Origin of the sequence: Streptomyces sp. NPDC004065, assembly GCF_044903565.1 — a bacterium.
In the GTDB taxonomy this organism is placed as follows: Bacteria; Actinomycetota; Actinomycetes; order Streptomycetales; family Streptomycetaceae; genus Streptomyces.
This window is the reverse complement of record NZ_JBJDQT010000012.1, coordinates 114,981-141,581: the sequence shown is the minus strand read 5'-3', so window position 1 is coordinate 141,581 and position 26,601 is coordinate 114,981. Positions and strand designations below refer to the sequence as shown.

Here is a 26,601-nt window from a genome sequence, read left to right as displayed (position 1 = left end):
GTCCACTCCGCTCCGGGCGATCCGGGTGACTTCACCGCTGGGCCCCTACAAGCGTGTACTCCGCCCACACGGTCTTGCCCGGGCCGTCCGGGCGCGGGTGCCAGTCCCAGCGGGCCGCCAGGTGCGCCACGAGGACCAGTCCGCGGCCGGCCTCCTCGGCCCTGGCGGTGTCGTGCGGGACGGCGGGGCGGCGGGGAAGGCGTTCGGTGCGGGTGTCGGTCACCTCGACGCGGACGGTACGGCCGTCGCGGGCGGCGTGAAGGGCGAGGTGGAAGTCCCGGCCGGGGACGTGCCCGTGTCGTACGGCGTTCGCGGTGAGCTCGGCGACGATCAGGACGATCGCGTCGTGCGGGCCGGTGCCGTACGGAACTCCCCACGCGTCCAGGCGGACGGCCGCCAGACGGCGGGCGAGGCGGGCTCCCCTGGGTGTGGAGGTGAAGCGCATCTCGAAGGTGCGGCCCGGTGGCGTCAGGGCGGAGGCGGGAGCTTGGGGTGCGCGTGGTGGCGAGTGGGGAGCGGGTGCGGCTTCCGGAGCGGTGGAGGCGATGACGGGCCGGGCGGCGCCGATGGGCGGGGTGGGTTGGGTCGACATGCCGACCACCGTCCCGGCGGTGGCATGACGTGACCAGCGGTGACGCGGTGACAGGCGGGGGTTGTACGAGCGCTGTCAGCGCGCGTCGGAGCTGCGCGCCGTAACGGCACCCGCTCCGGGGGCGTTGGGGCAGGGAGGCGGTGATGCACATGAAGGAGCGCGAGGGCGCGGAGGCGGTCGCCGAGGTGACGTCCGGCGAGGGTGAGGGCGGCGGCGCCGGGGCGGTGGTGAGTCTCGGGGACGGCTGGGACAACGACGACCGGCCCTCCGCCGGGCGGCGGCCGGAGGACGAGGCCGGGCGGGGTGTCGTGGTCGCGTTCGGGCAGACCATGAAGACGCTGCGGATGCGGGAGGGGCTGGAGCGCGAGGAGTTCGGACGGCGACTCGGGTACTCGGCGTCCACCATCGCGTCGTTCGAGCAGGGGCGGAGGATTCCGTCGCCCCGGACCATCGAACGGGCCGACGAGGTGCTGGGGGCGGGCGGGTTGCTGTGCCTGTGGAAGGAGCAGGTGGAGCGGGCTCAGTATCCGGTGTTCTTCCAGGGGATGGCGGTGCTGGAGAAGGAGGCCGTTGAGCTGCTCTCCTACGACACCCTCGTGGTCAAGGGGCTGCTGCAGACCGAGGAGTACATGAGAGCGCTGCTGGGGATGCGGCGTCCGGTCCTGGACCCGGAGACCATCGAGCAGCGGGTGGCGGCACGGCTGGTTCGGCAGGACATCTTCGACCGCTGGCCCGCGCCCTTGCTGAGCTTCGTAATGGACGAGTCGGTGTTGCGGCGTCCGTACGGTGGGAAAGACGTGCTGCGCGGCCAGTTGGAGCACTTGCTCCTGATGGGCCACAAACCGAACGTCGTCATCCAGATCATGCCTCTCTCCTGTGAGGAAAGTGCGGGCGTGGACGGACCGTTCGCGATCGTCACGCGCAAGGACGGCAAGAAGTTCGTGTACGCCGAGGCCCAGGGCACCAGCGCTCTCCAGACGGACCCCGTACAGACGACTCTCACAGCCGCTCGCTATGGGATCATCCGATCACAGGCTCTCACCTCGCGAGAGTCACTGGAGTTCATCGAAGGGGTGCTGAGGTCACTATGAACAACGCTGAGTCCTCGACCACCGCGTCCGGCCTCGCCTGGTTCAAGAGCAGCTACAGCGGAGCCGAGGGCGGCGATTGTGTAGAGGTCGCGCCTGGCACGGCGGTTGTGCACGTCCGGGACTCGAAGGCCGTCGCCGGCCCCATGCTCACGGTCTCGCGTGAGGCGTGGGCGGGGTTCGTCGGGTTGGCCTCGTTCGAGCAGCGCGTCTGACAGTATGCGGCACCGTTGAGCATCCGGGCTCATGAGGCCCGGATGCTCAAGGAACGGCAGTAGGCCGGCGGCCATGGTTCAGCCGAGGATTCTCTACCTGGAGGCAGCGTCGTCGTCCCCGTCGGACTGTTCGACGTAGCCCGTGGCGGAGGGCTCGTGGTCCTGCACGACCTCGATGTCCTCGACCCGGAGGGTGGGTTTCGTGATCTCCAGTCCGGCGAGGTGATTCTTCAGCTTCTTCGCCATGGGACGGTAGGTCGCGAAAGTGAGCCCGCCGGAAATGACGGCACCGACGACGGGAATTGCCTTGGAGACGGACCTTGCGAAGGTCTGCTTCGTCATCTCCTTACCGAGGTGAGTGGCGATCTTCTTCACGAGGGGGTAAATGAACCCCTTGGTGAGCGCCTTCTGGGGAAGCTTCTTGGCGACCTGCTTCGCCATCGCCTCCGCGAGCTTCCCGACAGCGGTATTCGCCGACTGAGTGCCGAACATCACGCCGACGAAGAGGGTGAGCACTCCCTCGGTCGCGTCATCGATGTCGTCGCCCTCTCCGGAGAACAGGTCGGGCCAACTGTAGAGGTAGGCGAGCTTCTGCGAGATGCGCAGCATGTGACCCAGGTACTGCGCCAGGTCGGCGGGGACGGTGGCGGGAAGGAAGACCAGACCGGGCAGTCCGGCAGCCGCGGACATGGCGCTGACCTTGGCGGTCTCGTACTTGATGGAGTCGTTGGCAGCCTTTTCCAGAATGTCTAGGGGGATACCCGCCGCTGCCGGGGTGTCTTCGATCGCTGCTTTGATCTGCTCGTCGGAGCATTGGCGAGACAGTGCCTTCCGAAGGTACGCCTCCCTGTTGATACGTACGCCCGGAAGTTTCGCCGCGGCGACCAGCACCGCGGAGAAGTACGACCCCGGGTCTTCGATCTCTTTACCCGCCATGAGATAAGCCTGCTTCCCGGGAGGAACTACCTCCCTGTATGTCTCTTGGGTCGCTGGGCAAGGGCTGCTCAACCCAGCGTTCCGGTGAGCAGCCCTGGCCCACGCGCGAGGCGTAGGGGGCGGAGAGCTCAGCCGCCGGTCTCTCCGTTGGTGGACCACTCGTTGGCGAAGTGTTCCATCTGACGGAGGACCAGGTCGATGGCCTCCTTCTGCTGGTCCGGCGGGTAGTTGTTGCGGGCCAGGAGGCGCTTGATGGTGCTGCGCAGGCGGGCGCGGACGGACTCGCGGGCGATCCAGTCCGGCTTGAGCTGGCGGCGGACCTCGGTGACGAGTTCGCGGGCGATGCCGGCCAGGACCTCGTCGCCCATGAGCGAGCGGGCCGTGCCGTGGTCGGCGACGGCGTCGTAGAAGGCGAGCTCGCGCCAGTTCAGGGGCGGGTCGAACTTCTCGCCGCGGCGGGCGTCGGCGGCTACCTCCTTGGCCATCTCGACCAGTTTGGCGATGAGTTCGGCGCTGGTGTACTGCTGGCGCATGTAGCGCACCATCAGGTCCTGGAGGCGCTCGGAGAAGGTGGTCTGCCGGACGATGTTGTGCCGGGTGACCTCACGCATCTTCCGTTCGACCAGTCGCCGCAGCGCCTCGGCCGCCAGGTGCGGGGTCTCGCTCTGCTGGAGCTGGGCGACGAGCGCGTCGTTGAGGTGGGTCAGGTCGGCGGTCTCCAGCCCCGCTTCGGCGAACAGGTCCGTCACCCCACCAGTCTCCACCACCGAGGAGGTGAGCTGGGCGAGGTACAACTCGACGTCGCGGGCCACCGGGAGGCCGCGTGCCTCGCGCTCCATGGCGTCCAGCTTGGCCATGTAGGCGCGGACCTCGACGAAGAACTGGATGTGCCGCTTCCAGGCCGGCTTGTCCGCGAACCGGTTCCCCACCTCCTTTGAGCTGCCCGCCAGCGCCCAGAAGCGCTCGAGCCGGTAGGCGTGGTCGCGGAAGCGGCGGCCCAGGGTCTGGCGCGGGTCGTCGAGCAGGTCGGGGTTGTTGCCGGGGGTGCGGGGGTCACGCAGGTGGTTGGCGGTCTTCAGGGCCGCGTCGACGAACGCCCGGGGGCCGGGCTTGTCGAGCAGAGGCTCCCAGGCGAAGCCGCGCAGGATGCCGGTGAGCACGTCGTACTCGTTGCGCAGTTCGTCCAGCGCGCGCTCGACGTCCTGGCCGAGGGTGCGGTCGCGCTGGTCGGCCTCGGTGTACTCGGCGATGGCCTTCTGGAGGTTCTCCGTCAGCGGGGCGTAGCCGACGAGGAGGCCGTCCTCCTTGCCGCGGAATCGGCGGTTGACGCGGGCCAGGGCCTGCATCAGGTTGGCGCCCTTGAGCGGCCGGTCCAGGTACATGGTGTGGATCGGCGGGGCGTCGAAGCCGGTCAGCAGCATGTTGTTGACGATGAGCAGTTCGAGCTCGTCGTCCGAGTCCTTGGCCCGGTTGATGACGGCCTTGCGGCGGCTGTCGGTCAGCGCGTGGGCGAGCAGGGCGTCCGGGTCCTTGCGGGTGTTCGACGAGAAGACGATTTTCATGGCGCCCTTGTCGAACTCGTCGCTGTGCCACTCGGGCCGCAGTTCGCGCAGCGCGTCGTAGACGCGCACGCAGATCTCGCGGGTCGCGCACACCACCATCGCCTTGCCAGGTGCCCCGCCCGACTCGGAGACACCGACGAAGGGCGCCATGCGCTCGCGGCGGGCCTCCCAGTGCTCCACCAGGTCGGTGGCGAGGTCCCTTATCCGGGCCGGCGCGCCGTACATCGCGTTCATCGTCGCCACGGCCTGCTCGACGCGGCGGCGCTCGGTGTCGTCGAGGCCATCGGTGATGCGGTCGGCCTCCTCGTCGATGGTGGACGGGTCGACGTCGCGGTCCAGGACGAGCTGGATCACGCGGCTCTCGTGGTAGACCTTCACTGTCGCGCCGTCGTCGGCGGCCCGCTTCAGGTCGTAGACGTCGATGTAGTCGCCGAACACCTCGCGGGTGTTGCGGTCGGCCTCCGAGATCGGGGTGCCGGTGAAGGCGAGCAGGGTGGCATGCGGGAGCGCGTCGCGCAGGTGGCGGGCGAGGCCGTTGAGGTCGTCGTAGTGACTGCGGTGGGCCTCGTCGACGATCACGACGATGTTCCGGCGGTCGGACAGCATCGGGTGGTCGGCGCCCGACTCCCGCTCCTCCTTGGTCTTGCCGAACTTCTGGAGCGTGGTGAAGAGGATCCCTCCCGTCCTCTTCGCCGCCAGCTCCTCTCGGAGTTCGGCGCGGGTGACGACCTGCTTGGGCGTCTCCGGGAGGATCTCGCTCTCCTGGAACGTCGAGTAGAGCTGGTCGTCGAGGTCCGTGCGGTCGGTGACCACCACGACGGTGGGGTTCAGCAGGGCCGGGTCCCGCATCACCGCGGTTGTGGTGAGGACCATCTCCTCGGACTTGCCGGACCCCTGGGTGTGCCAGACCACGCCGGCCTTGCCGTCGCTTGCTGAGGCCGTGCGGACGGCTTCGGCGGCGCGGGTGACCGCGTGGTACTGGTGCGGCTTCGCGATCCGCTTCATCCGCTTGGACGGGACGAAGTTGATGAACGACTGGACCAGTTCGAGGAAGCGGGGCTGGGTGAACAGGCCGTGGATCGCCAGGTTCTGCCCCGACTCCGCGAAGCCTTCCGCGGTCAGCGGGTCGACGCGGGCGCCGAACTCGTCCGTGTTCCACGGGGCGAAGTGCTCGTAGGGCGTGAACGGCGTGCCGTACTTGGCGGTGATGCCGTCGGAGAGGAGGACGACGGTGTTGTGGCGGAAGGCGGTCGGGAACTCCTGCACGTACCGAGCCACTTGGGCATGTGCCGTCTGGAGTGTCGCGTCCTCGTCGCCGGCGCGCTTCAGCTCAATGACGGCGAGGGGCAGGCCGTTGACGTACAGGACGACGTCAAAGCGGCGGTTCCTGTCGCCGTCGATCACCGTGACCTGGTTCAGGGCGCGGTAGGTGTTCGCGTCCGGGTCTTCCAGGTCGACGAGACGGATCGTGGGGTTGTGCTCGGCGCCGAAGGAATCGGTGTAGGTGACGGACCGTATGCCGGTGGTGAGGTGGCGGTGGGCGGCCCGGTTCTCCTCGTAGGTGTCCTGGGAGCCGGGGGTGGCGGCGGTCGCCACGGCTTCGCGGACGGCGTCCGGGGGGAGGTCCGGATTCAGGCGCTCGATCGCCTCCCGGAGGTCCGGGTAGAGGATCAGGTCGTCCCAGGACTTACGGTCGCCGGAACCAGGCGCGAACGCGTTACCGGAGGCCGGCTGCCAGGCCAACTCGGCCAGTTCGTCGAGGGCGAGCAGTTCCCAGTCGGCTTCGGTGGGGCGGCGGTGGGTTCTGTCGTCGGGCTCGTTTCCGTCGTGGTGCGTCGTCATGTGGCCCTACCTTCTTGAGTGCATCCCGTGAGTTCGCGACTCTGGGACTGCGCGGGTGGGGCAGGGATGGTTTTCATGCTGGCTGCCTCCGATGGCTCAGGACGCTGATCCCCCTGTCCCGCCATTTCTTCCGGACTGCTGATTAGGCACTGCGAACGATCGCTTGGTAGGGCGAGGACAGGCGGAAGAAGTCGCGCCACACGCTGCACCGGGAGGGGACCGTGACCGCCAACGCAGGCTTCGACATCGCCAAGGAATTCCACTGGCTCGCGGTGACCGACGACCGCGGCCGTCAGCTGCTCAGCCACCGGGTCGACAACGACCCCGCCGCCATCGACGAGGCGATCGGCGAACTGCACACCGTCGAGGCCGAACACGGCCCCGTCACCGTCGGCCTGGACATCCTCGGCGGCATCGCCGCCCTGCTGACCGCCATGCTCCTGACGGCCGGCTTCCGCGTCGTCCACGTCCCCGGCCTGGCCGTCAACCGCGCCCGGCGCGCCACCCGTGGCGGCGAGAACAAGTCCGACCCCCGGGACGCCAAGGTCATCGCCGAACAGGTCATGCTCCGCGACGACCTGCGCACCGTCGAACTGCCCGACGACAGCGCCGTGGAGCTGAGGCTGCTGGTCAGCCACCGCACCACGCTGGTCAGGGAGGCCACCGCCCGCACCGCGCGGCTGCGTGACCTGCTCACCGGTATCCACCCCGGCCTGGAACGGGCCGTCGACGCGACGAACCAGTCCGGGCTCATCCTGCTGGGCCACTACGTCACACCCGCCGAGATCCGCCGCGCGGGCACCGCCCGGATCGCCGACTACCTGCACCGGCACGGCGTCAGAACCGCCCTGGCGCAGCCGCTGGCCGATGCGGCGCACACCGCCGCACTCGCCCAGCGTGCCGCGCTGCCCGGCGAACGCCGCACCGCCCAGCTCATCCGGGAACTCGCCGACGAGCTGCTGGCCGGCAAACGCCGCATCAAGGCCCTGGAAGCCGAGATCGAGAAACTGGTGACCGGCCACCCTGACGGGGCCCTCATCCGCAGCCTGCCGGGGATGGGGGCCGCCCTCACCGCCGAGTTCCTCGCGGCTGTCGGCGACATCCGCCGCTTCAGCAGCGGCGACGCGCTGGCCGCCGCCTCCGGGCTGTCCCCGGTGCTCTCCCAGTCCGGCAAGATCCGCTACTCGCGCAGCGCGACCGGCGGTGACAAGGCCCTCAAACGGGTCTTCTACCAGGCCGCGTTCTGCTCCATCCAGCGTGATCCCACCTCGCGCGCCTTCTACGACCGCAAACGATCCGAAGGCAAACGACACCATCAGGCCCTGATCGCTCTGGCCCGGCGCAAGATCAACGTTCTCTACGCCATCCTGCGCGACCGTCGCCCCTACGAGGCCCGGCCGCCTCTTCGTCTCGTGGCTTGACAACAGCATTAGGCAGCGTCCTCGACAATCTTTTCGGCGTCCTTGACGCGGAGGCGGCCGGACATGAGTTGGGGGAGGAGGGTGTCGCGGAGGGTGGCGAGGGTTCGGTTTTCCCTGCTGGCCTGAGCGGCAGCAGCGTGGAGGGGCGCGACCTTCCGAGTGAATTCCGCCACTTCCGTCGGGTGCGGCAATCGGATCCGCATGGCCTTGAAGTTCGTGCGACTTAGCTCCAGGAAAGTGGAGCCGTTAGCCAGGCTGATCATCTCGTCCACGCGAGAACGCATCTCATGCAAGAGCCACCAGCGCATTTCCTCGTTCGGAGGAAGTACCACAATGAACCCCTGGTTCACGGCAGCGGGTACTTGCGGCAGTGCGAAGGCACCAATGGTGGCACGTGAGGTCATGAAGATCGATTGCGCCGGGTAGAGCTGGGAAGCGCAGTTCTGAAGGCCGAGTTCCGTAACGTTCCGGCTGGTCTCGAAGAGATACGGCGACGCAAGAGCCGTCACGTCGGAGGGAGTGGTCCAGCAGATATCCCCGCCCCAGTACTCGTCGACCCTCGTGCTTGGAGTTCCCCCACCGGCGACTGTAGCTACAGATCCGAAGGTCTCCGCACCGAACTCAAGACTGTTAGCCACCCCGAGGAACTGTGCATCCGCCAGGTCGACAGCAGTCGCCGCGATGCGCTCATTGACGGCGATCTTGTCATCGAGCGCCCCCAGCACCCCAGCGATGCGATCCTGCTCCGCGCGGTCTGGGATGCATACGTGAAATGCCTTGGCTTCCGGAAAATACACGGTTTGGTGAGTCGTCCCGTGCGCGAAACGGCGTACCGACTCTTGCTCCATGAGGAGGATGTAGTGCAGATACTTGAAGGAGATCTCCGGCCCACACACCCAGTTGATGAAGTCCTGACTCGTCGCCATGGGAACCCCCATGGTGACCACGTAGCCAACTGATGCGGTGCGGGAAAGACAAACAGTCCCCGCCGGAAGAAGTCGAGCAGACGAATTATCCAGACCAGCTTGGGTAATGGTCTGCAAAGTATGCTTGATGGTGCGGCCATGGTTTCCGGTGGCATCCTTGATGCCGATCCACGGAACATCACCGCCCCAGTATTCGGGGTGCCGACGGCTCGGCGTATGCCCGCTCTCCAGCCGGGCAACGCTGGAGAGCGGAGCCCAACGGAAGCCGGCGGGGGCTGGGGTAGGGGGCCTACCGACGCTGAGCGCCCACTTGCCGGGAATGACTCCGGTCGTGGCCGCACGCCCACCCGTCACAGTTGTCGTCCTAGCCATCAATCTCTCCCAACCGCTCTCGGACCGTCTTGGCAAGGACCTCGGACTTGTCGAAGAGCTCGTACAACTCCCCCGTCAGGTCGGCAATGCGCTGGGCTACGACCTCCGGTTCCTCTTCCTCTGCATCCACGGCCCCCACGTATCGCCCGGGCGTCAGCACATATCCGTGCTCGCGCACCTTTTCAATGTCAGCCGAGTAGCAGAAACCAGGTACGTCCTCGTAAGCAAGCCCTGCTTCGCGCGCCGAAGGGGTGCCGCGCCACGCGTGGTAAGTGTCGGCAATCCTGCTGAGGTCGGCCTCGGGCAGTACGCGTTCCGTCCGGTCCACCATCTCGCCCATGGCCCGGGCGTCGATGAAGAGAATCTCACTGCGTCGGTCGTCAAGCCGCCGAACACCCTGCGGAGACTTATCCTTGGTCAGGAACCAAAGACACGCCGGGATCTGCGTCGTACGGAAGAGCTGCGAAGGCAAGGCCACCATGCATGCCACGAGGTCGGCCTCGATCAGGGCTTGGCGAATCTCGCCCTCGCCACCGGACTGAGCGCTCATGGACCCGTTGGCCAACACGATGCCGGCCGTGCCCTTCTCCCCCAGCTTGGAGATCATGTGCTGGAGCCAGGCGTAGTTGGCGTTGTTCTTCGGGGGGACGCCGTACTTCCAGCGCGGGTCGCTCTCGTCCCTGGCCCAGTCCTTGATGTTGAAGGGCGGGTTGGCCATCACGAAGTCGGCCTTGAGGTCCGGGTGCTTGTCGTCGGCGAAGGTGTCGCCCCAGCGGGCGGCGAGGTTGCCGTCGATACCGTGGATGGCGAGGTTCATCTTGGCCAGGCGCCAGGTGCGCTCGTTCAGCTCCTGGCCGTAGACGGAGATATCGGTCTTGTGGCCGCGCCCGCGGTGGGCCTCGATGAACTTGGCAGCCTGCACGAACATGCCGCCCGACCCGCACGCCGGGTCGTAGACCCGCCCCTCGTACGGCTCCAGGATCTCGACGATCAGCCGGACGACGGAGCTCGGCGTGTAGAACTCGCCGCCCCGCTTGCCCTCCGCGCGCGCGAAGTTGCCGAGGAAGTACTCGTACACCTCGCCCAGCAGGTCCTGCGCCGGCCGGCTGTCGCTGCCGCCGAAACGCGCGTCGCTGATGAGGTCGACGAGCTCACCCAGGCGCTTCTGGTCGACGCGGTCCTGGTTGAAGATCTTGGGGAGGACGCCGGTCAGGGAGGCGTTCTCCCGCATGATGGCGTCCATCGCCTCGTCCAGCAGCTTGCCGACGCCCTGGGCCTTGGCGTGGGTGGCGATCCAGGACCAGCGGGCGGTCTCCGGGACCCAGAAGACGTTGGCGCGGGCGTACTCGTCGCGGTCCTCCAGGAAGTCGCCGATCTGGTCCTCGGAGATGCCGTCCTCGGCGAGTTCCTTGGCCAGCTCGGTGCGGCGCTCCTCGAAGGCGTCGGAGACGTACTTCAGGAAGATCAGGCCGAGGACGAACTCCTTGTACTGGGCGGCGTCGATCGAGCCACGCAGCTTGTCGGCCGCCTTCCAGAGGATGTCCTGGATCTCCTTGGCGGTGGAGGCGCTGAACAGCTCCGCCTGATCGGTGGGCTTGCCTTTGCTTGATGCCATCGGGTGGGCCGTCTCCTTCAGTGGGCGTCGGGGTGCGGAAGTGGCTGGAGGGTGAGCGTGCCGTCGGCCAGGCCGGCCGCCATCACGCGGGTCAGGTCGTCGAGGGCGGCCGTCTGCTCGCGCAGCAGGGCGGCCCGTTCCTCGATCCCGGCGAGGACCGTCTCGTAGAGGTCGGCCTCGGCGCGGCTCAGGTCGGGGACGACGAGGTCCTCGATGCGGCGGGACGCGCGGACCGCGCCGCTGGTGCGGGCGTGCTCGGCGGCGGCCGCGCGCAGTAATGCGGCCAGCACCCGGGGCCGTACGGGCGGGTCGGCGTCGGGGTGGACGCGCAGGATGCGGGCCGGCGCGGCGACCAGGGAGAGGCCCGCCGTGTCGACGTACACGCCGAAGTGCGGGTGCGTGGTGACGACCAGGTCGCCGGGTTCGGTGAACTGGGCGTGTTCGTAGGCGGTGAGGAGGATGCCGCGGTCGATGCGGCGGCTTCCGACGCGGGCCGCGCCGAGGATCTCCTCGGGGGTGAGGACCGGGTAGTGACCTTCGGGGGTGAGGTGTTCGGGCGCGAAGCGGTGGCCGGGGCGGCGACGCAGGCGGCGGGCGCGCAGGAGACGGCCGACGGTCGTACGGCGCAGCGGCCGGCTCTCGGGGCGCAGTTCCGCCCGGGCGGTCAACCGGAGTTCGCCGGTCCGAGCGCGCTCCTGGAGTTCGCTCAGGTGCTGTGCGAGTTCGGCGATGACCACCGGGCGTTCGACGACCGTGCGGGTGTGGCGGGACGCGAGCGTGCGGTGCTGCGGGGTGAGGGCCGCGCCGGGAGCGTCGTCGAGGTCGGTGCCGCGGACGACGGCGGCGTGGCGCGGTTCGTGGCGCGGGTCGGGGGTCCAGCCGGAGGCGCGCCAGATGGCGATGTCCTCGGCGAGGGTGTCGAGGACGGGTGCGGTGAGCGGCTGGGCGGAGTAGTCGGAGAGGAGGACGAGGCCGGTTCGCTGCTCCTCGGGCACGCGGGCGAGGATCCAGACCGCCGTGCGGTAGCCGGGGCGGTAGGCGTAGGCGCCATCGGGGAGGCTGATCGCGGCCTTGAGGAGGCCGGGTTCGAGGAAGGAGCGGCGCAGGCGGTCGGCGTCGCCGTGCCGGGCGAGCGGGCCGGTGAGCGCGTCGGCAGGGCCGAGGACGACGGCGGTGGAGCCGGTGTCGAGGTAGTCGGTGAGGGCGGCGACCTGCTCCAGGACGGCTTTCGGGTCGCGGGTCTCGGCGGCCTCGTAAGGCAGGGCGCCGACGAGGAGGTGCGGGCTACCCCATTCGTCCTCGTCGGCGGAGAGTTCCTCGCCGTGGGCGACGTCGAGCCGGAACTCGTACACCCCGCGCACCAGCATCCGCCGGCGGACGAGGCGGACGCGGGCCTCGTCGGGGTCGGCGGCGAGGTAGGTGTGGCCGGAGTCCTCGGCAGCCTGGTCGTGGAGGGCGGCCAGGAGGTCTCCGGCGCGGGCATGCGGTACGGCGACCACCGATCCCTCGGCGAGGATGTCGACACCGGAGAGCGCGGCGAGGGCGCGCACCACGGCCGGCGTCGGCTCGTCGGCGGCCAGGTCGCGGGAGCCGAGGCGGTGGCGGGCCTGGAGGACCCAGTCGAAGGCCTCGGCGGGGTTGTAGGCGGCGTCGACCAGTTCGTCGGCGAGGTGGGCGAGGGCCGGGCCGGTACGGCCGGCGTCGGGCAGAGCGCGCAGCTCGGAGACCAGGAAGCGGTCGTCGGGGTCGAGGTCGGCGGCCTGTTCCATGACGGTGTCCCAGGGACGGCCGTCGCCCACGGGCGCGTCGAGCTGCTGGTGCAGGCAGATCAGGGACGTCAGCGCGCCGATCAGCGCGGAGGCGGAAAGGGCCGGAGTGCGCCAGGCGGCCAGGGTGTGCAGGGCGAGCTCGGCGCGCAGCCGGCGGGGACCGGTGTTGCCGCGGCCGGTCGAGGCGAGCCAGTCGACGACGGCGCGGGCGTCGAACAGGGGGCGTCCGTCCTCGTGGGCGACGGGGGCGGGGAAGTCGGGGTGGCGGCGGGACCAGGTGGTGGGGACCGGTCGCTTGACCTGCGCGAGGGCTGCGATCTCGGCGTAAGTGATCCGCCAGGCCGGCGTTTCAGGCAGGATGGACGGGGTTGTTTCCGAGGCCGTGCGCGTCGTCATCGGATGTGTTCCCCCCTCTCCCCCTGGGCCGTTGAGGCCGGCGTCTCCGCCTTCTTGCCTCGTGGTCCGCCCCCTGCGGCGGGCGGGCGTCAGCAATCTACAGGCAACCCGGAAGGCACGGCACAAGCTTTCTGATAATACGGGTTATCAGCACTTCCGAGCTTCTTCGTCCGGGTCGGCAGGCACCTTGTGATGGCCAAGCGCCACGACACCGACCGGAGGATCACCGCGATGAGCCACACGCCCCCGATGCCGCCCAGCACCCCGCAGTCCTCCGGCCCCGGCGGTGCACCGAGCTGGGGCGCCGTGCCGCCGGTCCCGCCGCCCGGTGCCGAGCAGGCTCCGGTGGGGCAGCCGATGTCGCCGCTGCCGCGGAAGCCGTCGCGCCGCAAGGCATGGCTCACCCACGGCGCGACCGCGTTCGTGGCGCTCATGGTCGGCGCCGGCATCGGCGGCAGCGGGGACTCCGGCGGTACGGACAGCTCCGCCGCCCCCGCCCCGGCCGTCACCGTCACCAAGACCGCGGCCGCCACCCACGGCGGCAAGCCGGAGCCCGCCGTGACGGTCACCGAGAAGGTCACGGTCAAGCCGAAGCCGGCCAAGAAGGCCGGCGCGCCCACCACGGTCGACGGCGAGGGCCAGTACCTCGTCGGCGAGGACATGCAGGCCGGTACCTACAAGACCGCCGGGCCCGACCAGAGCGGCTTCATCGACAACTGCTACTGGGCCCGCACCAAGGACGCCTCCGGGGAGTTCGGCGCCATCATCGCCAACGAGAACCTCCAAGGGCAGGGCCGCGTGACGGTCAACAAGGGTGAGTACTTCGAGACCAAGGGCTGCCAGAAGTGGACCAAGGTCGGCTGACCGACCGACCGCCGCACACGCCGCCGCGCTCGTGTTGGGGGGACGCGGCGGACCCAGGGGACGGCGCAGCCAGGCACCGCGCCGTCCCCTGGGCGAGCGGAGCGTCGGCCGAGTACCGACGGAGCCGGGGCTGAGCCCGTTGTGCGTTCGCCGTCTCCTGGCACGTCCTTCTGATCTCGGCGCCCGCGCCTCCACACATGTAGGCCGCCCCACGCTGGCGCGCCTCCTCGTCCACTCGAACAGAGAGGAAGTTCCGTCATGCCCGTCCCCGAACCACAGCCGGACCCCCGTCCCCGGACCACCGGTCCGGAGCTGGACGCGGAACCCGAGCCTGTCCGAGGGGCGTCCAGCGACTCGGCTTCCGCGTCCCGCGAGTCGATACCGCCCATGCCCGGTCGTGCGCCGGCCGTACCCGCCTCCCGTTGGTCCCGGTTGTCACGCAGCGCGGTCCTGACCGTCGGCGCCGGCCTCGGGGCCGCCGTAGTGGGAGCGTGCTGGGCGGGGGTGTCACTGGCTGACGCGGCCGGGGGCAGCGGGGCATCTTTCAGTACCGACGGGACACTTACCGTCGCCGGCATCGGTACGGGTCTCGACAGCGGCGAAACGTGCTCCGGAACGGGCGGGTACTCCGACATCGACTTCGGCACCCAGGTCACCGTCACCGATGCCGCCGGGACGCTCGTCGCGACGGGAAGCCTGGGCCTCGGCCGGGAGACGGAGCAGGGCTGCGAGTTTCCCTTCACAGTCGACGACATCACGCCGGGCTCGAAGCTCTACACGGTGGAGATCTCCCACCGCGGCGGCCTCACCAAGACCGAGGACGAACTGCGCGCAGGCCGGCTCGGCTTCACCCTCGGCGACTGAGACGGACAGCCTGATCGGGCCCCAACAGGCCCGGGCGGCGGTCAGTCCGTGGTCACCGGGAGGACGTCCGGGGACAGGGCCGCCGCGCGGGCCGAGGCGGAGGTCATGCGGCGGCGGTGGTGGCGGCGGCACAGGACCTCGTAGCCGATCTCGTCCGCCGAGTCCGTCACGTCGCCGACGACCACCTGGGCGCCCTCGACGACCATCACGCCGCCCACGGTACGGGCGTTGTGGGTGGCCCGTGCCCCGCACCAGCACAGGGCCTCGACCTGGAGGACCTCCACACGGTCGGCGAGTTCCACCAGGCGCTGGGAGCCGGGGAACAGCTTGGTGCGGAAGTCGGTCGTGATACCGAAGGCGTACACGTCGATCTCCAGGTCGTCCACGACCCGGGCGAGCTGGTCGATCTGCACCGGGGACAGGAACTGCGCCTCGTCCGCGATCACGTAGTCGGCCCGGCCGCCGCGCGAGAGGTGGTCGACGAGGTAGGCGTACAGGTCCGCGCCGTCCTCGACCTCCACCGCGTCCGTGACCAGGCCGAGGCGGGAGGACAGCTTGCCCTGGCCCGCCCGGTCGTCACGGGTGAAGATCACGCCCGCGAGGCCACGCGCCGAACGGTTGTGCTCGATCTGGAGAGCCAGTGTCGACTTCCCGCAGTCCATCGTTCCGGAGAAGAACACCAGCTCGGGCATGGGAAGTCGGGCACCTTTCGGCGAGGGGCGAGGGGGTGGCGGGGGTCGGCGTGCGGGGCGGGGGGGGCGTCAGGAGCGTACTTCGAGCAGGGGGACGAGCTGCTCGGCGGGGGTCATCGAGCCGTGGTTGCCGGCCATCGCCGACTCCTTCGGTTCGCGCTCCGAGGCGATGAGCAGGACGTCGTCCCGTGCGGCGGCCACGACGTCGCCGAGGCGCGCGTACACCCGGTCGTCGACGCCCGGGCCGAACCAGCCCGCCGCGACGGCCTCGTCGCGGGAGGCCACCCAGAACTGCTCGCCGAGGACCTCGCGCCAGCAGGTCAGCACGTCCTCCTCGGCGCCCGGCACCGCGTACACGTGCCGCGCGCGTCCCTCGCCGCCGAGCAGGGCCACGCCCGCGCGCAGCTCCCAGTCCTCGTCGAAGTCGATGCGGTGCCGCTCGTCGAAGGGGATGTCGACCATGCCGTGGTCGGCGGTGACGTAGAGCGCGCTGCGCGGCGGGAGCTGCTCGGCCAGCCGCTGGACCAGCCGGTCCACGCACATGAGCTGGCCGCGCCAGGTGTCGGAGTCGACGCCGTAGCGGTGGCCGGCGCCGTCCAGCTCGGAGTAGTACGTGTAGACCAGGGCGCGGTCGCCGGCGGCCAGCTGCTCGGCCGCGACGTCCATGCGGTCCTCGCCGGTCAGCCGTCCCAGGAACGTTCCGCCGCTGAGGGCGACCTTGGTCAGCGGGGTGCTCTCGAAGGTCGGGGAGGACACCTGCGCCGCGTGCACTCCGGCGCGGTGGGCCAGCTCGAAGACCGTGGGGTACGGCTGCCAGGCGCGCGGGTCGGAGTACGGCTGCCAGCGCAGCTGGTTCATCAGCTCGCCGGTGTCCGGGTTGCGCACGGTGTAGCCGGGCAGTCCGTGCGCGCCCGGGGGCAGGCCGGTGCCGACGGAGGCGAGGGAGGTGGCCGTGGTGGCCGGGTAGCCCGCGGTGATCGGACGGCCCGTGCCGCCGCGCGAGCTGCCGAGCAGGGAGGTCAGGAAGGGGGCGTCCTCGGGGTGTGCCCGCAGTTGCTCCCAGCCGAGGCCGTCGATGAGGAAGACGCAGGCGCGGTCGACGGGCGTGAGCTCGGTGATCGCGGGGGTCATGTCGGGGACGCCCATCCCGGCGGCCAGGGTGGGCAGCAGGTCGGCGAGAGAACCGGAGCCGTAGGCGGGGACGGGCGCGGACTCGACGGCGAGGGGCTCGGGGTGGTCCCAGGCGGTGGACTGTGTCATCAGCGGGTCAGGTCCGCGGTGGCCTCGGAGATCGCCTGGGCGAAGGCGAGGGTCTGGCGCACCGTGTCGGGGCCGTCGCCGGCCTCGCTGACCCGGAGGCTGAGGTCGTCCGCCGTCGAGTTGCCCGTGTAGCCGTGGTCGGCCTCGCAGTTGGGGTCGCCGCAGGCGGCGGGCTCCAGGTCGATGCGGGAGACGGCCCCCCAGCCGATGGTCAGCACCACCTCGCGGGGCAGGGTGCCCGGCGTGTACTGCTCGGGGTTGGCGACCACCCTGCTGACCACGACCGACGAGATGCGGCCGAGCTTCACCGACTCCGTGGAGGTGGTGGCGTACGGGGTCGGCGAGGTGCTGTCGGCGGCCTGCTCGTCGGTGTGGCTGACGATGAAGCGGTTGCCGGTCAGGACCAGCACGGTGACGTGCCGCCGTACCTCGTTCTGGTCGAAGGTGGTCTCCTGGTGGACCAGGTACGACCGGATGGGCTCGCCGCCCACGGCGGCCTCCACCGCCTCGGCCACGAGGGCCGGGTAGTAGCCGCTGCGCTCGATCGCCGCCCGCAGCCCCTGGGTCGTCGTACTGGTCTTGGCCATGCCGTCCATCCTACGGGGGCGCACTGACTGCGAGGGACCGGCGCGGGAGGGGGAAACGTGGGCGCGGCGGGGACGCGGGTGTGGTGGCGGGGGCGGCGGGGACGCGGGTGGCGGCGGAGGCACGGGGTGACGGCGGGGGCGGGCCGTGGCGGCGGGGCGCGCGGCCGTGGCGGCGGGGGCGGGCGGTCGTGGCGGGCGGAACGTGGTCAGTACGTGGGGAGTGTGCGCGGGCCGAGGTCGTCGCGGGCGGGCGGGGGTGCGAGGCGCACGCTCGCACCGAGGACGCTCAGCCCGTGCGGGGCGACGACGACCGGCTCCAGCGTGACGGCGACGACCTCCGGGTGGTCGTGGACCAGCCGGGACACGCGCAGCAGCAGTTCCTCGAGGGCCGGGGTGTCCACCGGCGCCGAGCCGCGCCAGCCGAACAGCAGGGGCGCGGTGCGGATGGAACGGATCATGGAGGTCGCCTCCCGGCCGGTGACGGGGACCAGCCGGTGGGCCATGTCGTCGAGCAGCTGGGAGGCCGCCCCGGCCAGGCCGAAGGACAGCACCGCGCCGGCCGCCGGGTCGATGACCGCGCGGACGACGGTGTCGACACCGCGGGGCGCCATCGCCTGCACCACGGGGCGCAGCTGCTCGGGTTCGCCGAAGAGGCCGGCCAGCTCGGCGTAGGCGCGGCGCAGCTGCTCCTCGTCGGCCAGGTCCAGGCGGACGCCGCCGAGGTCGGCACGGTGCCGCAGGTGGGGGGCGGTGGCCTTGAGGGCGACCGGGTAGCCGAGGGCGCGGGCGGCCTCGGCGGCGGCGTCGGGGGTGGGCGCCGGCAGGGCGCGGCGGACGTGGACGCCGTAGCGGCCGAGCAGCTCGCAGGTCTCCTCGGAGCCGAGCGTGAGGCCCTGTCCACGGCTGAGCAGCCCCTGGATGAACGCGGCGGCGCCCTTCTCGTCGATGTCGTCGTACTCGGGCACGCGGCCGGGGTCGGCGGCCTCGCGGCGCCACTGGCCGTAACGGACGGCTTCGGCCAGCGCCCGGACCGCCCGCTCGGCGGCGGGGTAGGCGGGGATCAGCCGGGAGCCGGCGCCGGGGTGCGGCTCGGGCTCGGGGGTTCCGGCGGTGGGAGTGGCGGGGGCGGCGGAGGCGGTGGCTCCGGGTGCGGGTCCGGGTCCGGCGGGGGTGACGGAAGCGGCGGCGGAGGCTCCGGGTCCGGTCTTGGAGGGTCGGGGTCCGGGGGTGGAGGGTCGGAGTCCGGGGGTGGAGGGTCGGAGTCCGGGGGTGGAGGGTCGGGGTCCGGTGGCCGGGTCCGGCGCGGACGTGGTCGGGCCCGTGGGGTTGGGGGCGGCGTGCGGGCGGAGACCGGCCTGTGCTCCGGGGGCGGCCTCCGGGGCGCGGGCGGCCTCCGGGCGGAGACGCGTCTGCGCTCCGGGGGCGGCCAGAGGTCCGGGGCCGGTCCGCGGTCCGGAAGGGGCCCGCGTTTCCGGGCTGGGAGCGGCCTGCGCGCCCGGGCCTGAGGCGGCGGTGGCGGCCTGTGCGCCCGGCCCGGAGGCGGCCTGCGTGCCCGGGCCGGTGCTGGCCGCGGCCGACAGGGCCTCGGCCAGTCCGCCCAGCTCCACGTGCACCACCAGCACCGGCTTGCCGGGGACCGCCTCGGCGGCCGAGCGCAGCGCCTCGGCCAGGGCGGCGTCCTCGGCCGCCCGCTCCCCCACGGCCGGTATGGCGGTCACCACGACCGCGTCGACCGCGTCGTCGGCGAGCGCCCGCGCCAGCGCCCGGCGGAAGTCCTCGGCGGACGCCGCCGTCGTCAGGTCCTGCGGCGGCTGCGGCCGCAGCCCCTCGGCGAGGCACCGGTCGTAGGTGAGCACGCCCAGCGACTCGGAGTTGCCGAGGATCGCCACCCGCGGGCCGCGCGGCAGCGGCTGCCGGGCGAGCAGCAGCCCGGTGTCCACCAGTTCCGTGATGGTGTCCACGCGGATCACTCCGGCCTGCCGCAGCAGCGCGGAGACCGTCGCGTGGGGCAGCCGCGTGGCCCGGACGGCGTGCCCCTGGGGGGCCGATCCGGCGCTCTGCACGACGACCACCGGCTTGACGGCCGCGGTGCGCCGGGCGAGACGGGTGAACTTGCGCGGGTTGCCGATCGACTCCAGGTACATCAGGGCGACGTCGGTGTCCGGGTCGTCGTACCAGTACTGGAGGACGTCGTTGCCCGAGACGTCGGCGCGGTTGCCGGAGGAGACGAAGGTCGACACCCCGGTCACCCCGGTGACCCCGCCGCCGCGCCGGTGCAGGCGGGACAGCAGCGCGATGCCGATGGCGCCGGACTGCGCGAACATGCCGATGCGGCCGGGGCGGGGCATCTGGGGCGCGAGGGAGGCGTTCAGCCGGACCCCGGGCGCGGTGTTGACGATGCCGAAGGCGTTGGGCCCGACGATCCGCATGCCGTACGAGCGCGCGAGGCGCACCAGGGCGCGCTGGCGTTCGCGGCCCTCGGGACCGCTCTCGGCGTACCCGGCGGAGATCACGACCAGGCCCTGCACGCCGTGCTCGCCGCACTCGGTGACGACCTGGGGGACGTGCTCGGCCGGTACGGCGAGCACCGCGAGGTCCACGGGGCCGTCGATCTCCCGCACGGACCGGTGGGCGGGCACGCCGTCGATCTCCTCGCGGCCCTCCTCGAAAGCGCGGTTGACTGCGTGCAGCCGGCCGGTGAAGCCGGCGTCGCGGATGTTGCCGAGGATGCTGCGGCCCACGCCTCCGGGCGTGCGGCCCACACCCACGACGGCGACCGAGCCTGGCGTCAGCAGCCGGCGCACCGAGCGGGCCTCCGCGCGCTGCTCCCGCGCGCGCTGCACGGCCAGGGAGCGGTCGGTGGGCTCGATGTCGAACTCCAGGTGGACGACGCCGTCCTCGAAGCTGCGCTTCTGGGTGTACCCGGCGTCCGTGAACACCTTGATCATCTTGGTGTTGGCGGGCAGCACCTCGGCGGTGAAGCGGCGGATGCCGCGCTCGCGGGCGACGGCGGCGATGTGTTCCAGCAGCGCCGAGGCGACCCCGCGGCCCTGGTGCGCGTCCTGCACCAGGAAGGCGACCTCGGCCTCGTCGGAGGGACCGGTGGCGGGCGCCCCGTCGGCGCCGATGCGGTCGTAGCGCACGGTGGCGATGAACTCGCCGCCGACCGTGGCCGCGAGTCCGACCCGGTCCACGAAGTCGTGGTGCGTGAAGCGGTGGACGTCCTTGGCGGACAGACGCGGGTACGGCGCGAAGAAGCGGTAGTACTTGGACTCGTCCGACACCTGCTCGTAGAAGCTGACCAGCCGGTCGGCGTCCTCGGCGGTGATGGGGCGGATCCGCGCGGTGCCGCCGTCGCGCAGCACCACGTCGGCTTCCCAGTGGGCTGGGTACTCGTGCCGGTCCGGCGACGTCTGCATGCGCCCCAGACTACGGCTCGCGTCCGGCAGTGGCGCGAGGCAGTCTGTGGCACAGGGCGGTTCCCGGCGTGCGCCGCGTATGGGAAACTGGTCTAGACAACCCTGGTACACCGAAGGGCAGCATCACATGGCTGAGCGCCGCGTCAACGTCGGCTGGGCCGAGGGCCTTCACGCCCGCCCCGCATCCATCTTCGTCCGGGCCGCCACGGCCGCAGGGGTTCCCGTGACGATCGCCAAGGCCGACGGCACCCCCGTCAACGCGGCCTCCATGCTGGCCGTCCTCGGCCTCGGCGCCCAGGGCGGCGAGGAGGTCGTCCTGGCCTCCGACGCCGAGGGCGCGGACGCCGCCCTGGACCGGCTGGCCAAGCTGGTCGCCGAGGGTCTGGAGGAGCTGCCCGAGACGGTCTGAGCCGTCGGTCCGCTCGTGCGGCGGGACCGCGTCACCCGTTCCGGGAGGCGCGGTCCCACTGCTTTCGGGACCGCCCGCCTCGCCGACGAGGGCGGCGCGCACCCCGCCCTCGTCGGCGGGCGCGGCGCGTACCCCTCGTCGGCGGGCGCGGCGCGCACGCCCTTCCCGGCGCGCCCCGCCTCAGCGGCTCGCGCGATTCCTGCCGGACGCGCGTTTCTCGTCGGGCATGCGTTTCTCGTCGGACACGCGTTTGTCGTCGGACACGCGTTTCATATCGCATCCGTGCACCCACGCCCCGCGCATCCATGCACCCGTGCTCCGTATTCCGCGCACACGGAAAATGGGCATGCGGAAATACGTCCGCGGAAATACGTCCGCCGAATATCCCCCCCCTCTTTGTATACGGCCCTCGTGTTAATGCCGAAGGCCCGACATGTTGACGGGATGTTGCGAAGTCCTCACTCGGTCGGCCCGGTCCGCCGCCGCGCCCGGACGGCGCAGCCGGTGCGCGCCCGTCGCGCGCTCGGCGTGCACGGCCGTCAGCGCCCGCGCGCGCTCACCGTCGCCGCGCGCCACGGCATCCACAATGGCGCCGTGCTCGGCCCAGGACTCGGCCGGGTCGGCGGGCGCGTCCACCGTGTACATCCAGGCGATCTTGTGGCGCAGCTGGGTCAGCATCGAGGTCAGCGCGGGGCTGCCGCAGGCCTGGGCCAGCGTCTCGTGGAACCAGCCGCCCAGGGAGCGCAGATCCTCGCCGCCGCCCGTCCTGGCCCGTTCCTGGCCCAGCCTGACCAGGCCGCGCAGCACCTTCAGATGGGACTCGGTACGGCGCTGGGCGGCGCGCGCGGCGCCCAGCGGCTCCAGCAGCAGGCGCATCTCCAGCAGGTCGGCGGCCTCCTGCTCGGTGGGCTCGGCCACGCACGCGCCGGCGTGCCGGCGGGTGACGACGAAGCCCTCGGCCTCCAGGGTGCGCAGCGCCTCGCGCACGGGGACGCGGGAGACGCCGTAGCGGCGGGCGAGGACTTCCTCGGTGAGCCGGCTGCCGCGCTCGTGGACGCCGGCCACGATGTCGTCCCGGATCGCCGTGCACACCGAGTGCGCCGGAATACGCATGACCGACCTCCGCCTTAATCCCCGCGAAACGCCGTCGATTGGCGTCCGTTCGACCGACTCTATTGCAGCGGCGGGGAATTTCCGACGGCGGGCCGGAATCCATGGATATTTTTTGGACAGCGGCCGAACAAAACGGCGACGGCCCCGGCTCGATGAGCCGGGGCCGTCGTCCTGCTTGCGTGCGGCTGCGTCTCGGACCCTCAGACGTTCACGCCGTGCGCGCGCAGATAGCCCAGGGGGTCGATGTCGGAGCCGTACTCCGGGCTCGTGCGGGCCTCGAAGTGCAGGTGCGGGCCGGTGACGTTGCCGGTGGCACCGGAGAGGGCGATCTGCTGCCCCGGGGTGACCTTCTGCCCCACGGACACACCGATGGACGACAGGTGGCCGTACTGGGTGTAGGTGCCGTCGTTCATCTTGATGACGATCTGGTTGCCGTACGCCCCGCCCCAGCCCGTCTCGACGACGGTGCCGTAGCCGACCGCGTGGACGGAGGTGCCGGTCGCGGCGTGGAAGTCGATGCCGGTGTGCGAGCCGGAGGACCACAGGGAGCCGCCGGTGCGGTAGCCGGTGGAGACGTACGAGCCGGCGATCGGCGCCACGAACGTGTTGAGGCGCTTGCGCTCGGCCTCGCGGGCGGCGCGCTCCTTGGCCTCGCGCTCCTTCTTGGCCTGCGCCGCGGCCTTCTTGCGCGCGGCCTCCTCGGCCAGCTTCTGCTGGGCGGCCTGCTCCTGGGCCAGGGCCTGGGCGTCGATCCGCGCGGCGACGGTGTCGCCGAGGGTGACGACGGGGGTGAGACCGGTGTCCTCGGGGGCGGGCGCCTCGGCCGCGGGGGCCTCGGCCGCGAAGGCCGGGGCGGCGGCGAGGGTGCCGATGACGCCGGTGGTGGTGAGGGCCGCGACGCCCGCCGCGCGGGCGGTGGTGCGGTGCACCCGGGTGGGACGGCGGTGCTTCCCGGTGGCGCGCGTGAACGCCATGTGGTGGCTGGTCCTTTCCTTCCCTGTCGCCTACCGGGTTAGCTGACGGGTTCGGAGCAGGAAGGTCTCCTACGGACCCCCTCGCTGGCCGCGTGGGCGTCCGATTCACCCCAGGGACTGGATGGGTCCCCGGCTCCCCTGGCTCGCGCCGTACGGGGACTCGGCGATGGCTGTCCGGTGCCGCGGGTGCGGCGCACTGCCCGACGAACAGCCGGACCGACGCTAAGGGGGGTCGCGTTCAATTCCCAAACGGAACCGAGGTTTTGTAGCGCAGACCACAGGGCAGACGGGCAGCCTCTCCCTCAATTCGGACATGACGGGGCCCTGGTGACGCATCGGTCACCAGGGCCCCACGCGCGCGTGCTCCGCGCCGGCCGCCACGCGTGCCTGACGGGTCGTCCGCCGCGACGTTTGCGGTGACGGAGCGTCCGCCGCGCGTGCCGTGGCGGGCCGTCCGCCGCGCGTGTGTGACGGTCGTCCGCCGCGACGTTTGCGGTGACGGAGCGTCCGCCGCGCGTGCCGTGGCGGGCCGTCCGCCGCGCGTGTGTGACGGTCGTCCGCCAGGGCGCGGGCGGTGGCGGGACCGCCCGCCGCTGTGCTGTGACGGGCGTCCGCCGCTGGTGCCGTGGCGGGCGTCCGCCGCTGGTGCCGTGGCGGGCGGCCGCCGGGCGGTCGCTACTCCGCCGCGACGACGGTGACTTGGCCGATGCCGAGGGCCTCGACGGGCTCCTTGATCTTCGCCGCGTCACCGACCAGCACCGTCACCAGGCGGTCCACCGGGAAGGCGGCCACCACGGCGGCGGTGGCCTCCACCGTGCCGGTGGCGGCGAGCTGCTGGTACAGCGTCGCCTGGTAGTCGTCCGGCAGGTGCTGCTCGACCTGGTCGGCGAGCGTGCCGGCCACGGCCGCCGCCGTCTCGTACTTCAGCGGCGCCACGCCGACGAGGTTCTGCACGGCGACGTCCCGCTCGGTGTCCGTGAGGCCCTCGGCGGCGAGCTTGCGCAGCACCGCGAACAGGTCGTCCAGGGCCGGGCCGGTGTTCGGGGTGTCGACGGAGCCGCTGATCGCGAGCATCGCCGCGCCCGAGCCGTCCGGGGGCGAGAGCAGCACCTGGCCGAACGCCCGCACGCCGTAGGTGTAGCCCTTCTCCTCGCGCAGCACGCGGTCCAGGCGGGAGGTGAGGGTGCCGCCCAGGCAGTAGGTGCCGAGCACCTGGGCGGGCCACACCCGGTCGTGCCGGTCGGGGCCGATGCGGCCGATGAGCAGCTGGGTCTGGACCGCGCCGGGACGGTCCACGATCACCACGCGGCCGGTGTCGTCGGCGGTCACCGGCGGCACGGGCCGCGGCTTGGCCGGAGAGCCGTTCCAGGCGCCCAGGGTCCGGCCGAGCAGCTCGTCGAGGTCGATGCCGGCGAGGTCGCCGACGACCACGACGGTGGCCGTGGCGGGGCGCACGTGCCGGTCGTAGAAGGCGCGGACGGCCGCCGCGTCGATGCCGGCGACGGTCTCCTCGGTGCCCTGGCGGGGCCGCGACATGCGCGAGGTGGCCGGGAACAGCTCCTTGGACAGCTCCTTGGCGGCCCGGCGGGAGGGGTTGGCCAGCTCGTGCGGGATCTCGTCGAGCCGGTTGCGCACCAGGCGCTCCACCTCGCTGTCGGCGAAGGCCGGTGCCCGCAGCGCGTCGGCGAGCAGGCCGAGCCCCTTGGCCAGGCGGGAGGCGGGCACCTCCAGGCTGAGCCGTACGCCGGGGTGGTCGGCGTGCGAGTCGAGGGTGGCGCCGGCGCGCTCCAGCTCGGCGGCGTACTCCTCCGCGGAGTGCTTGTCGGTGCCCTCGGAGAAGGCGCGCGCCATGATCGTGGCGACGCCGTCCAGGCCGGCCGGCTCGGCGTCCAGAGGCGCGTCGAGCAGCACCTCGACCGCGACGACCTGCTGGCCCGGGCGGTGGCAGCGCAGCACCGTCAGGCCGTTGTCGAGCGTGCCGCGCTCCGGCGCCGGGAACGCCCACGGCCTGGCCTCGCCCGCCCGGGGCTGGGGGTGGAAGTCCATCGTGGCGAGCTCGGTCACTTCGCCGCCTCCTCGGTGTCGTCGGTGGCCGCGGCGTCCGCGTCCGGTGCCTGTTCCTGTGCGTCGTCGTCGGCGGCGGCGGTCGGCTCGTAGACGAGCACCGCGCGGTTGTCGGGGCGCAGACGGGCCTTGGCGACCTCCTGGACCTCCTCGGGCGTCACCTCGAGGACGCGCTGGACGGCGGTGAGGGCGAGCTGCGGATCGCCGAACAGGACGGCGTAGCGGCACAGTTCGTCGGCGCGGCCCGCGACGGTGCCGAGCCGGTCCAGCCACTCGCGCTCCAGCTGGGCCTGGGCGCGCTCCATCTCCTCGGCCGTCGGCCCGTGCTCGGCGAACCGGGCCAGCTCCTCGTCGATGGCGGCCTCGACGACCGGGACCTCCACGTCGCCGGAGGTCTTCACGTCCAGCCAGCCCAGGGAGGGCGCCCCGGCCAGCCGCAGCAGGCCGAACCCGGCGGCGACGGCGGTGCGGTCGCGGCGCACCAGGCGGTTGTACAGGCGGGAGGACTCGCCGCCGCCGAGGACGGTCAGCGCCAGGTCGGCGGCGTCGCACGCGCGCGTGCCGTCCTGCGGCAGCCGGTAGGCGGCCATCAGCGCGCGGGCCGGGACCTCCTCCTCGACGACCTCGCGCAGCTGCTCGCCGATGACCTCGGGCAGCGAGCCGTCGCGGGGCTCCGGCTTGCCGTCGTGGGACGGGATGGAGCCGAAGTACTTCTCGATCCACGCCAGCGTCTGCTCCGGGTCGATGTCGCCGACGACCGAGAGGACCGCGTTGTTGGGCGCGTAGTAGGTGCGGAAGAACGCGCGCGCGTCCTCCAGGGTGGCCGCGTCCAGGTCGGCCATCGAGCCGATGGGCGTGTGGTGGTAGGGGTGGCCCTCGGGGTAGGCGAGCGCGGTCAGCTTCTCGAAGGCGGTGCCGTAGGGAACGTTGTCGTAGCGCTGGCGGCGCTCGTTCTTGACGACGTCCCGCTGGTTCTCCATGGACTCCTCGTCCAGGGCGGCCAGCAGCGAGCCCATGCGGTCGGCCTCCAGCCAGAGGGCGAGCTCGAGCTGGTGGGCGGGCATGGTCTCGAAGTAGTTGGTGCGCTCGAAGCTGGTGGTGCCGTTGAGCGAGCCGCCCGCGCCCTGCACCAGCTCGAAGTGGCCGTTGCCCTTGACCTGGGCGGAGCCCTGGAACATCAGGTGCTCGAAGAGGTGAGCCAGACCGGTGCGCCCCCGGACCTCGTGACGGGAGCCGACGTCGTACCAGAGGCACACCGCCGCGACCGGGGTCAGATGGTCCTCGGAGAGCACCACGCGCAGGCCGTTGGCCAGGCGGTGCTCGGTCGCTGTGAGGCCGCCGGAGCCTGCCTCGGCTGTGGCCGTGTGACCCATGGGCATGTACGTCCCTTCGATCGCGGTGGCGGTCGGGAAACCGCCGTTTTCCTGCCGTCCTGCCACTGTATGCAAGCGCGCGGACAGGGGGCGAAGTTCCGCGAGGTCGTACGCCGAGAGCGAGAAAGGGATCACCCGGGGCGGGGGTTCGCGCGCCGACGGCGGATCGGCCGCGCGGCCCTTGGCACCGGGGGCCCGGATCCACGGGGCGAAGGACCGCGAAGGACCCCGTGACGGCCCGGGATCCA

Annotated in this window: 20 protein-coding genes and 1 riboswitch; of the genes, 6 read left to right on the top strand and 14 right to left on the bottom strand. The window is 71.6% G+C overall.

Going from position 1 to position 26,601, the window contains the following annotated elements:
* Positions 1-31: 31 nt before the first annotated feature.
* A complete protein-coding gene (locus ACI2LW_RS15655; RefSeq protein ID WP_404731732.1) occupies positions 32-592 on the bottom strand; it encodes an ATP-binding protein in 561 nt (186 codons plus the stop codon).
* Between the two features lie 149 nt (positions 593-741).
* On the opposite strand from ACI2LW_RS15655, the gene ACI2LW_RS15650 reads away from it, so the two are divergent.
* A complete protein-coding gene (locus ACI2LW_RS15650; protein WP_404731774.1) occupies positions 742-1,683 on the top strand; it encodes a helix-turn-helix domain-containing protein in 942 nt (313 codons plus the stop codon).
* On the top strand, positions 1,680-1,895 hold the full coding sequence (locus tag ACI2LW_RS15645; protein WP_404731731.1) for a DUF397 domain-containing protein: 216 nt from the start codon (positions 1,680-1,682) through the stop codon (positions 1,893-1,895). The genes ACI2LW_RS15650 and ACI2LW_RS15645 overlap by 4 nt, the downstream gene beginning before the upstream one ends.
* A 93-nt stretch (positions 1,896-1,988) precedes the next feature.
* Here ACI2LW_RS15645 and ACI2LW_RS15640 read toward each other — a convergent pair whose 3' ends face one another.
* Positions 1,989-2,831, bottom strand: a complete 843-nt coding sequence (locus tag ACI2LW_RS15640) for a hypothetical protein (protein WP_404731730.1) — start codon at positions 2,829-2,831, stop codon at positions 1,989-1,991.
* Positions 2,832-2,959: 128 nt separating this feature from the next.
* Positions 2,960-6,235 carry a type I restriction endonuclease subunit R gene (locus ACI2LW_RS15635; protein WP_404731729.1) on the bottom strand — a complete coding sequence of 1,092 codons (3,276 nt, stop codon included), beginning with the start codon at positions 6,233-6,235 and terminating at the stop codon, positions 2,960-2,962.
* Between the two features lie 221 nt (positions 6,236-6,456).
* Here ACI2LW_RS15635 and ACI2LW_RS15630 point away from each other — a divergent pair, with 221 nt between their 5' ends.
* Positions 6,457-7,656, top strand: coding sequence for an IS110 family transposase (locus tag ACI2LW_RS15630; protein ID WP_331747619.1), 1,200 nt, complete (start codon positions 6,457-6,459; stop codon positions 7,654-7,656).
* A gap of 8 nt (positions 7,657-7,664) precedes the next feature.
* On the opposite strand, the gene ACI2LW_RS15625 is transcribed toward ACI2LW_RS15630, so the two are convergent.
* The 3 genes from ACI2LW_RS15625 to ACI2LW_RS15615 are packed head-to-tail and all read right to left on the bottom strand — an operon-like array spanning position 7,665 to position 12,734.
* Positions 7,665-8,954 (bottom strand): restriction endonuclease subunit S, encoded by a 1,290-nt coding sequence (locus ACI2LW_RS15625; RefSeq protein ID WP_404731728.1) that lies wholly within the window; start codon positions 8,952-8,954, stop codon positions 7,665-7,667.
* Positions 8,947-10,569 carry a type I restriction-modification system subunit M gene (locus tag ACI2LW_RS15620; RefSeq protein ID WP_404731727.1) on the bottom strand — a complete coding sequence of 541 codons (1,623 nt, stop codon included), beginning with the start codon at positions 10,567-10,569 and terminating at the stop codon, positions 8,947-8,949. The genes ACI2LW_RS15625 and ACI2LW_RS15620 overlap by 8 nt, the downstream gene beginning before the upstream one ends.
* A 17-nt stretch (positions 10,570-10,586) precedes the next feature.
* On the bottom strand, positions 10,587-12,734 hold the full coding sequence (locus ACI2LW_RS15615) for a hypothetical protein (RefSeq protein WP_404731726.1): 2,148 nt from the start codon (positions 12,732-12,734) through the stop codon (positions 10,587-10,589).
* A gap of 231 nt (positions 12,735-12,965) precedes the next feature.
* On the opposite strand from ACI2LW_RS15615, the gene ACI2LW_RS15610 reads away from it, so the two are divergent.
* Both ACI2LW_RS15610 and ACI2LW_RS15605 read left to right on the top strand, forming a co-directional pair.
* Entirely contained in the window at positions 12,966-13,598 is a 633-nt protein-coding gene (locus ACI2LW_RS15610; RefSeq protein ID WP_404731725.1) for a hypothetical protein, read from the top strand.
* A gap of 504 nt (positions 13,599-14,102) precedes the next feature.
* Positions 14,103-14,462: a hypothetical protein gene (locus tag ACI2LW_RS15605; RefSeq protein ID WP_404731724.1), complete on the top strand. Its 360-nt coding sequence runs from the start codon at positions 14,103-14,105 to the stop codon at positions 14,460-14,462.
* 41 nt (positions 14,463-14,503) lie between these two features.
* Here ACI2LW_RS15605 and ACI2LW_RS15600 read toward each other — a convergent pair whose 3' ends face one another.
* The 4 genes from ACI2LW_RS15600 to ACI2LW_RS15585 all read right to left on the bottom strand — a co-directional run bounded on the left by ACI2LW_RS15600 (position 14,504) and on the right by ACI2LW_RS15585 (position 20,420).
* A complete protein-coding gene (locus tag ACI2LW_RS15600; RefSeq protein WP_404731723.1) occupies positions 14,504-15,154 on the bottom strand; it encodes a thymidine kinase in 651 nt (216 codons plus the stop codon).
* A 69-nt stretch (positions 15,155-15,223) separates the two neighbouring features.
* A complete protein-coding gene (locus ACI2LW_RS15595) occupies positions 15,224-16,414 on the bottom strand; it encodes an alkaline phosphatase family protein (RefSeq protein WP_404731722.1) in 1,191 nt (396 codons plus the stop codon).
* The gene (locus ACI2LW_RS15590; RefSeq protein ID WP_404731721.1) at positions 16,414-17,010 is read right to left on the bottom strand and encodes a DUF5998 family protein; all 597 of its coding nucleotides are present in this window, start codon (positions 17,008-17,010) and stop codon (positions 16,414-16,416) included. Before ACI2LW_RS15590 ends, ACI2LW_RS15595 begins: the two co-directional genes overlap by 1 nt.
* Before the next feature lie 197 nt (positions 17,011-17,207).
* Complete coding sequence (locus ACI2LW_RS15585) at positions 17,208-20,420, bottom strand: GNAT family N-acetyltransferase (RefSeq protein ID WP_404731720.1); 3,213 nt, start codon at positions 20,418-20,420, stop codon at positions 17,208-17,210.
* 127 nt (positions 20,421-20,547) lie between these two features.
* Here ACI2LW_RS15585 and ACI2LW_RS15580 point away from each other — a divergent pair, with 127 nt between their 5' ends.
* Positions 20,548-20,829: an HPr family phosphocarrier protein gene (locus ACI2LW_RS15580; protein WP_404731719.1), complete on the top strand. Its 282-nt coding sequence runs from the start codon at positions 20,548-20,550 to the stop codon at positions 20,827-20,829.
* 414 nt (positions 20,830-21,243) lie between these two features.
* Here ACI2LW_RS15580 and ACI2LW_RS15575 read toward each other — a convergent pair whose 3' ends face one another.
* From ACI2LW_RS15575 to ACI2LW_RS15560, 4 genes are all read right to left on the bottom strand, one after another.
* Positions 21,244-21,942 (bottom strand): GntR family transcriptional regulator, encoded by a 699-nt coding sequence (locus ACI2LW_RS15575; RefSeq protein ID WP_404731718.1) that lies wholly within the window; start codon positions 21,940-21,942, stop codon positions 21,244-21,246.
* Positions 21,943-22,142: 200 nt separating this feature from the next.
* Complete coding sequence (locus ACI2LW_RS15570; RefSeq protein WP_404731717.1) at positions 22,143-22,916, bottom strand: M23 family metallopeptidase; 774 nt, start codon at positions 22,914-22,916, stop codon at positions 22,143-22,145.
* A 12-nt stretch (positions 22,917-22,928) separates the two neighbouring features.
* A riboswitch (cyclic di-AMP (ydaO/yuaA leader) is annotated at positions 22,929-23,092 on the bottom strand.
* A gap of 499 nt (positions 23,093-23,591) precedes the next feature.
* A complete protein-coding gene (locus ACI2LW_RS15565) occupies positions 23,592-24,980 on the bottom strand; it encodes a M16 family metallopeptidase (protein ID WP_404731716.1) in 1,389 nt (462 codons plus the stop codon).
* On the bottom strand, positions 24,977-26,359 hold the full coding sequence (locus ACI2LW_RS15560; RefSeq protein WP_404731715.1) for a M16 family metallopeptidase: 1,383 nt from the start codon (positions 26,357-26,359) through the stop codon (positions 24,977-24,979). The genes ACI2LW_RS15565 and ACI2LW_RS15560 overlap by 4 nt, the downstream gene beginning before the upstream one ends.
* Between the last annotated feature and the right edge of the window lie 242 nt (positions 26,360-26,601).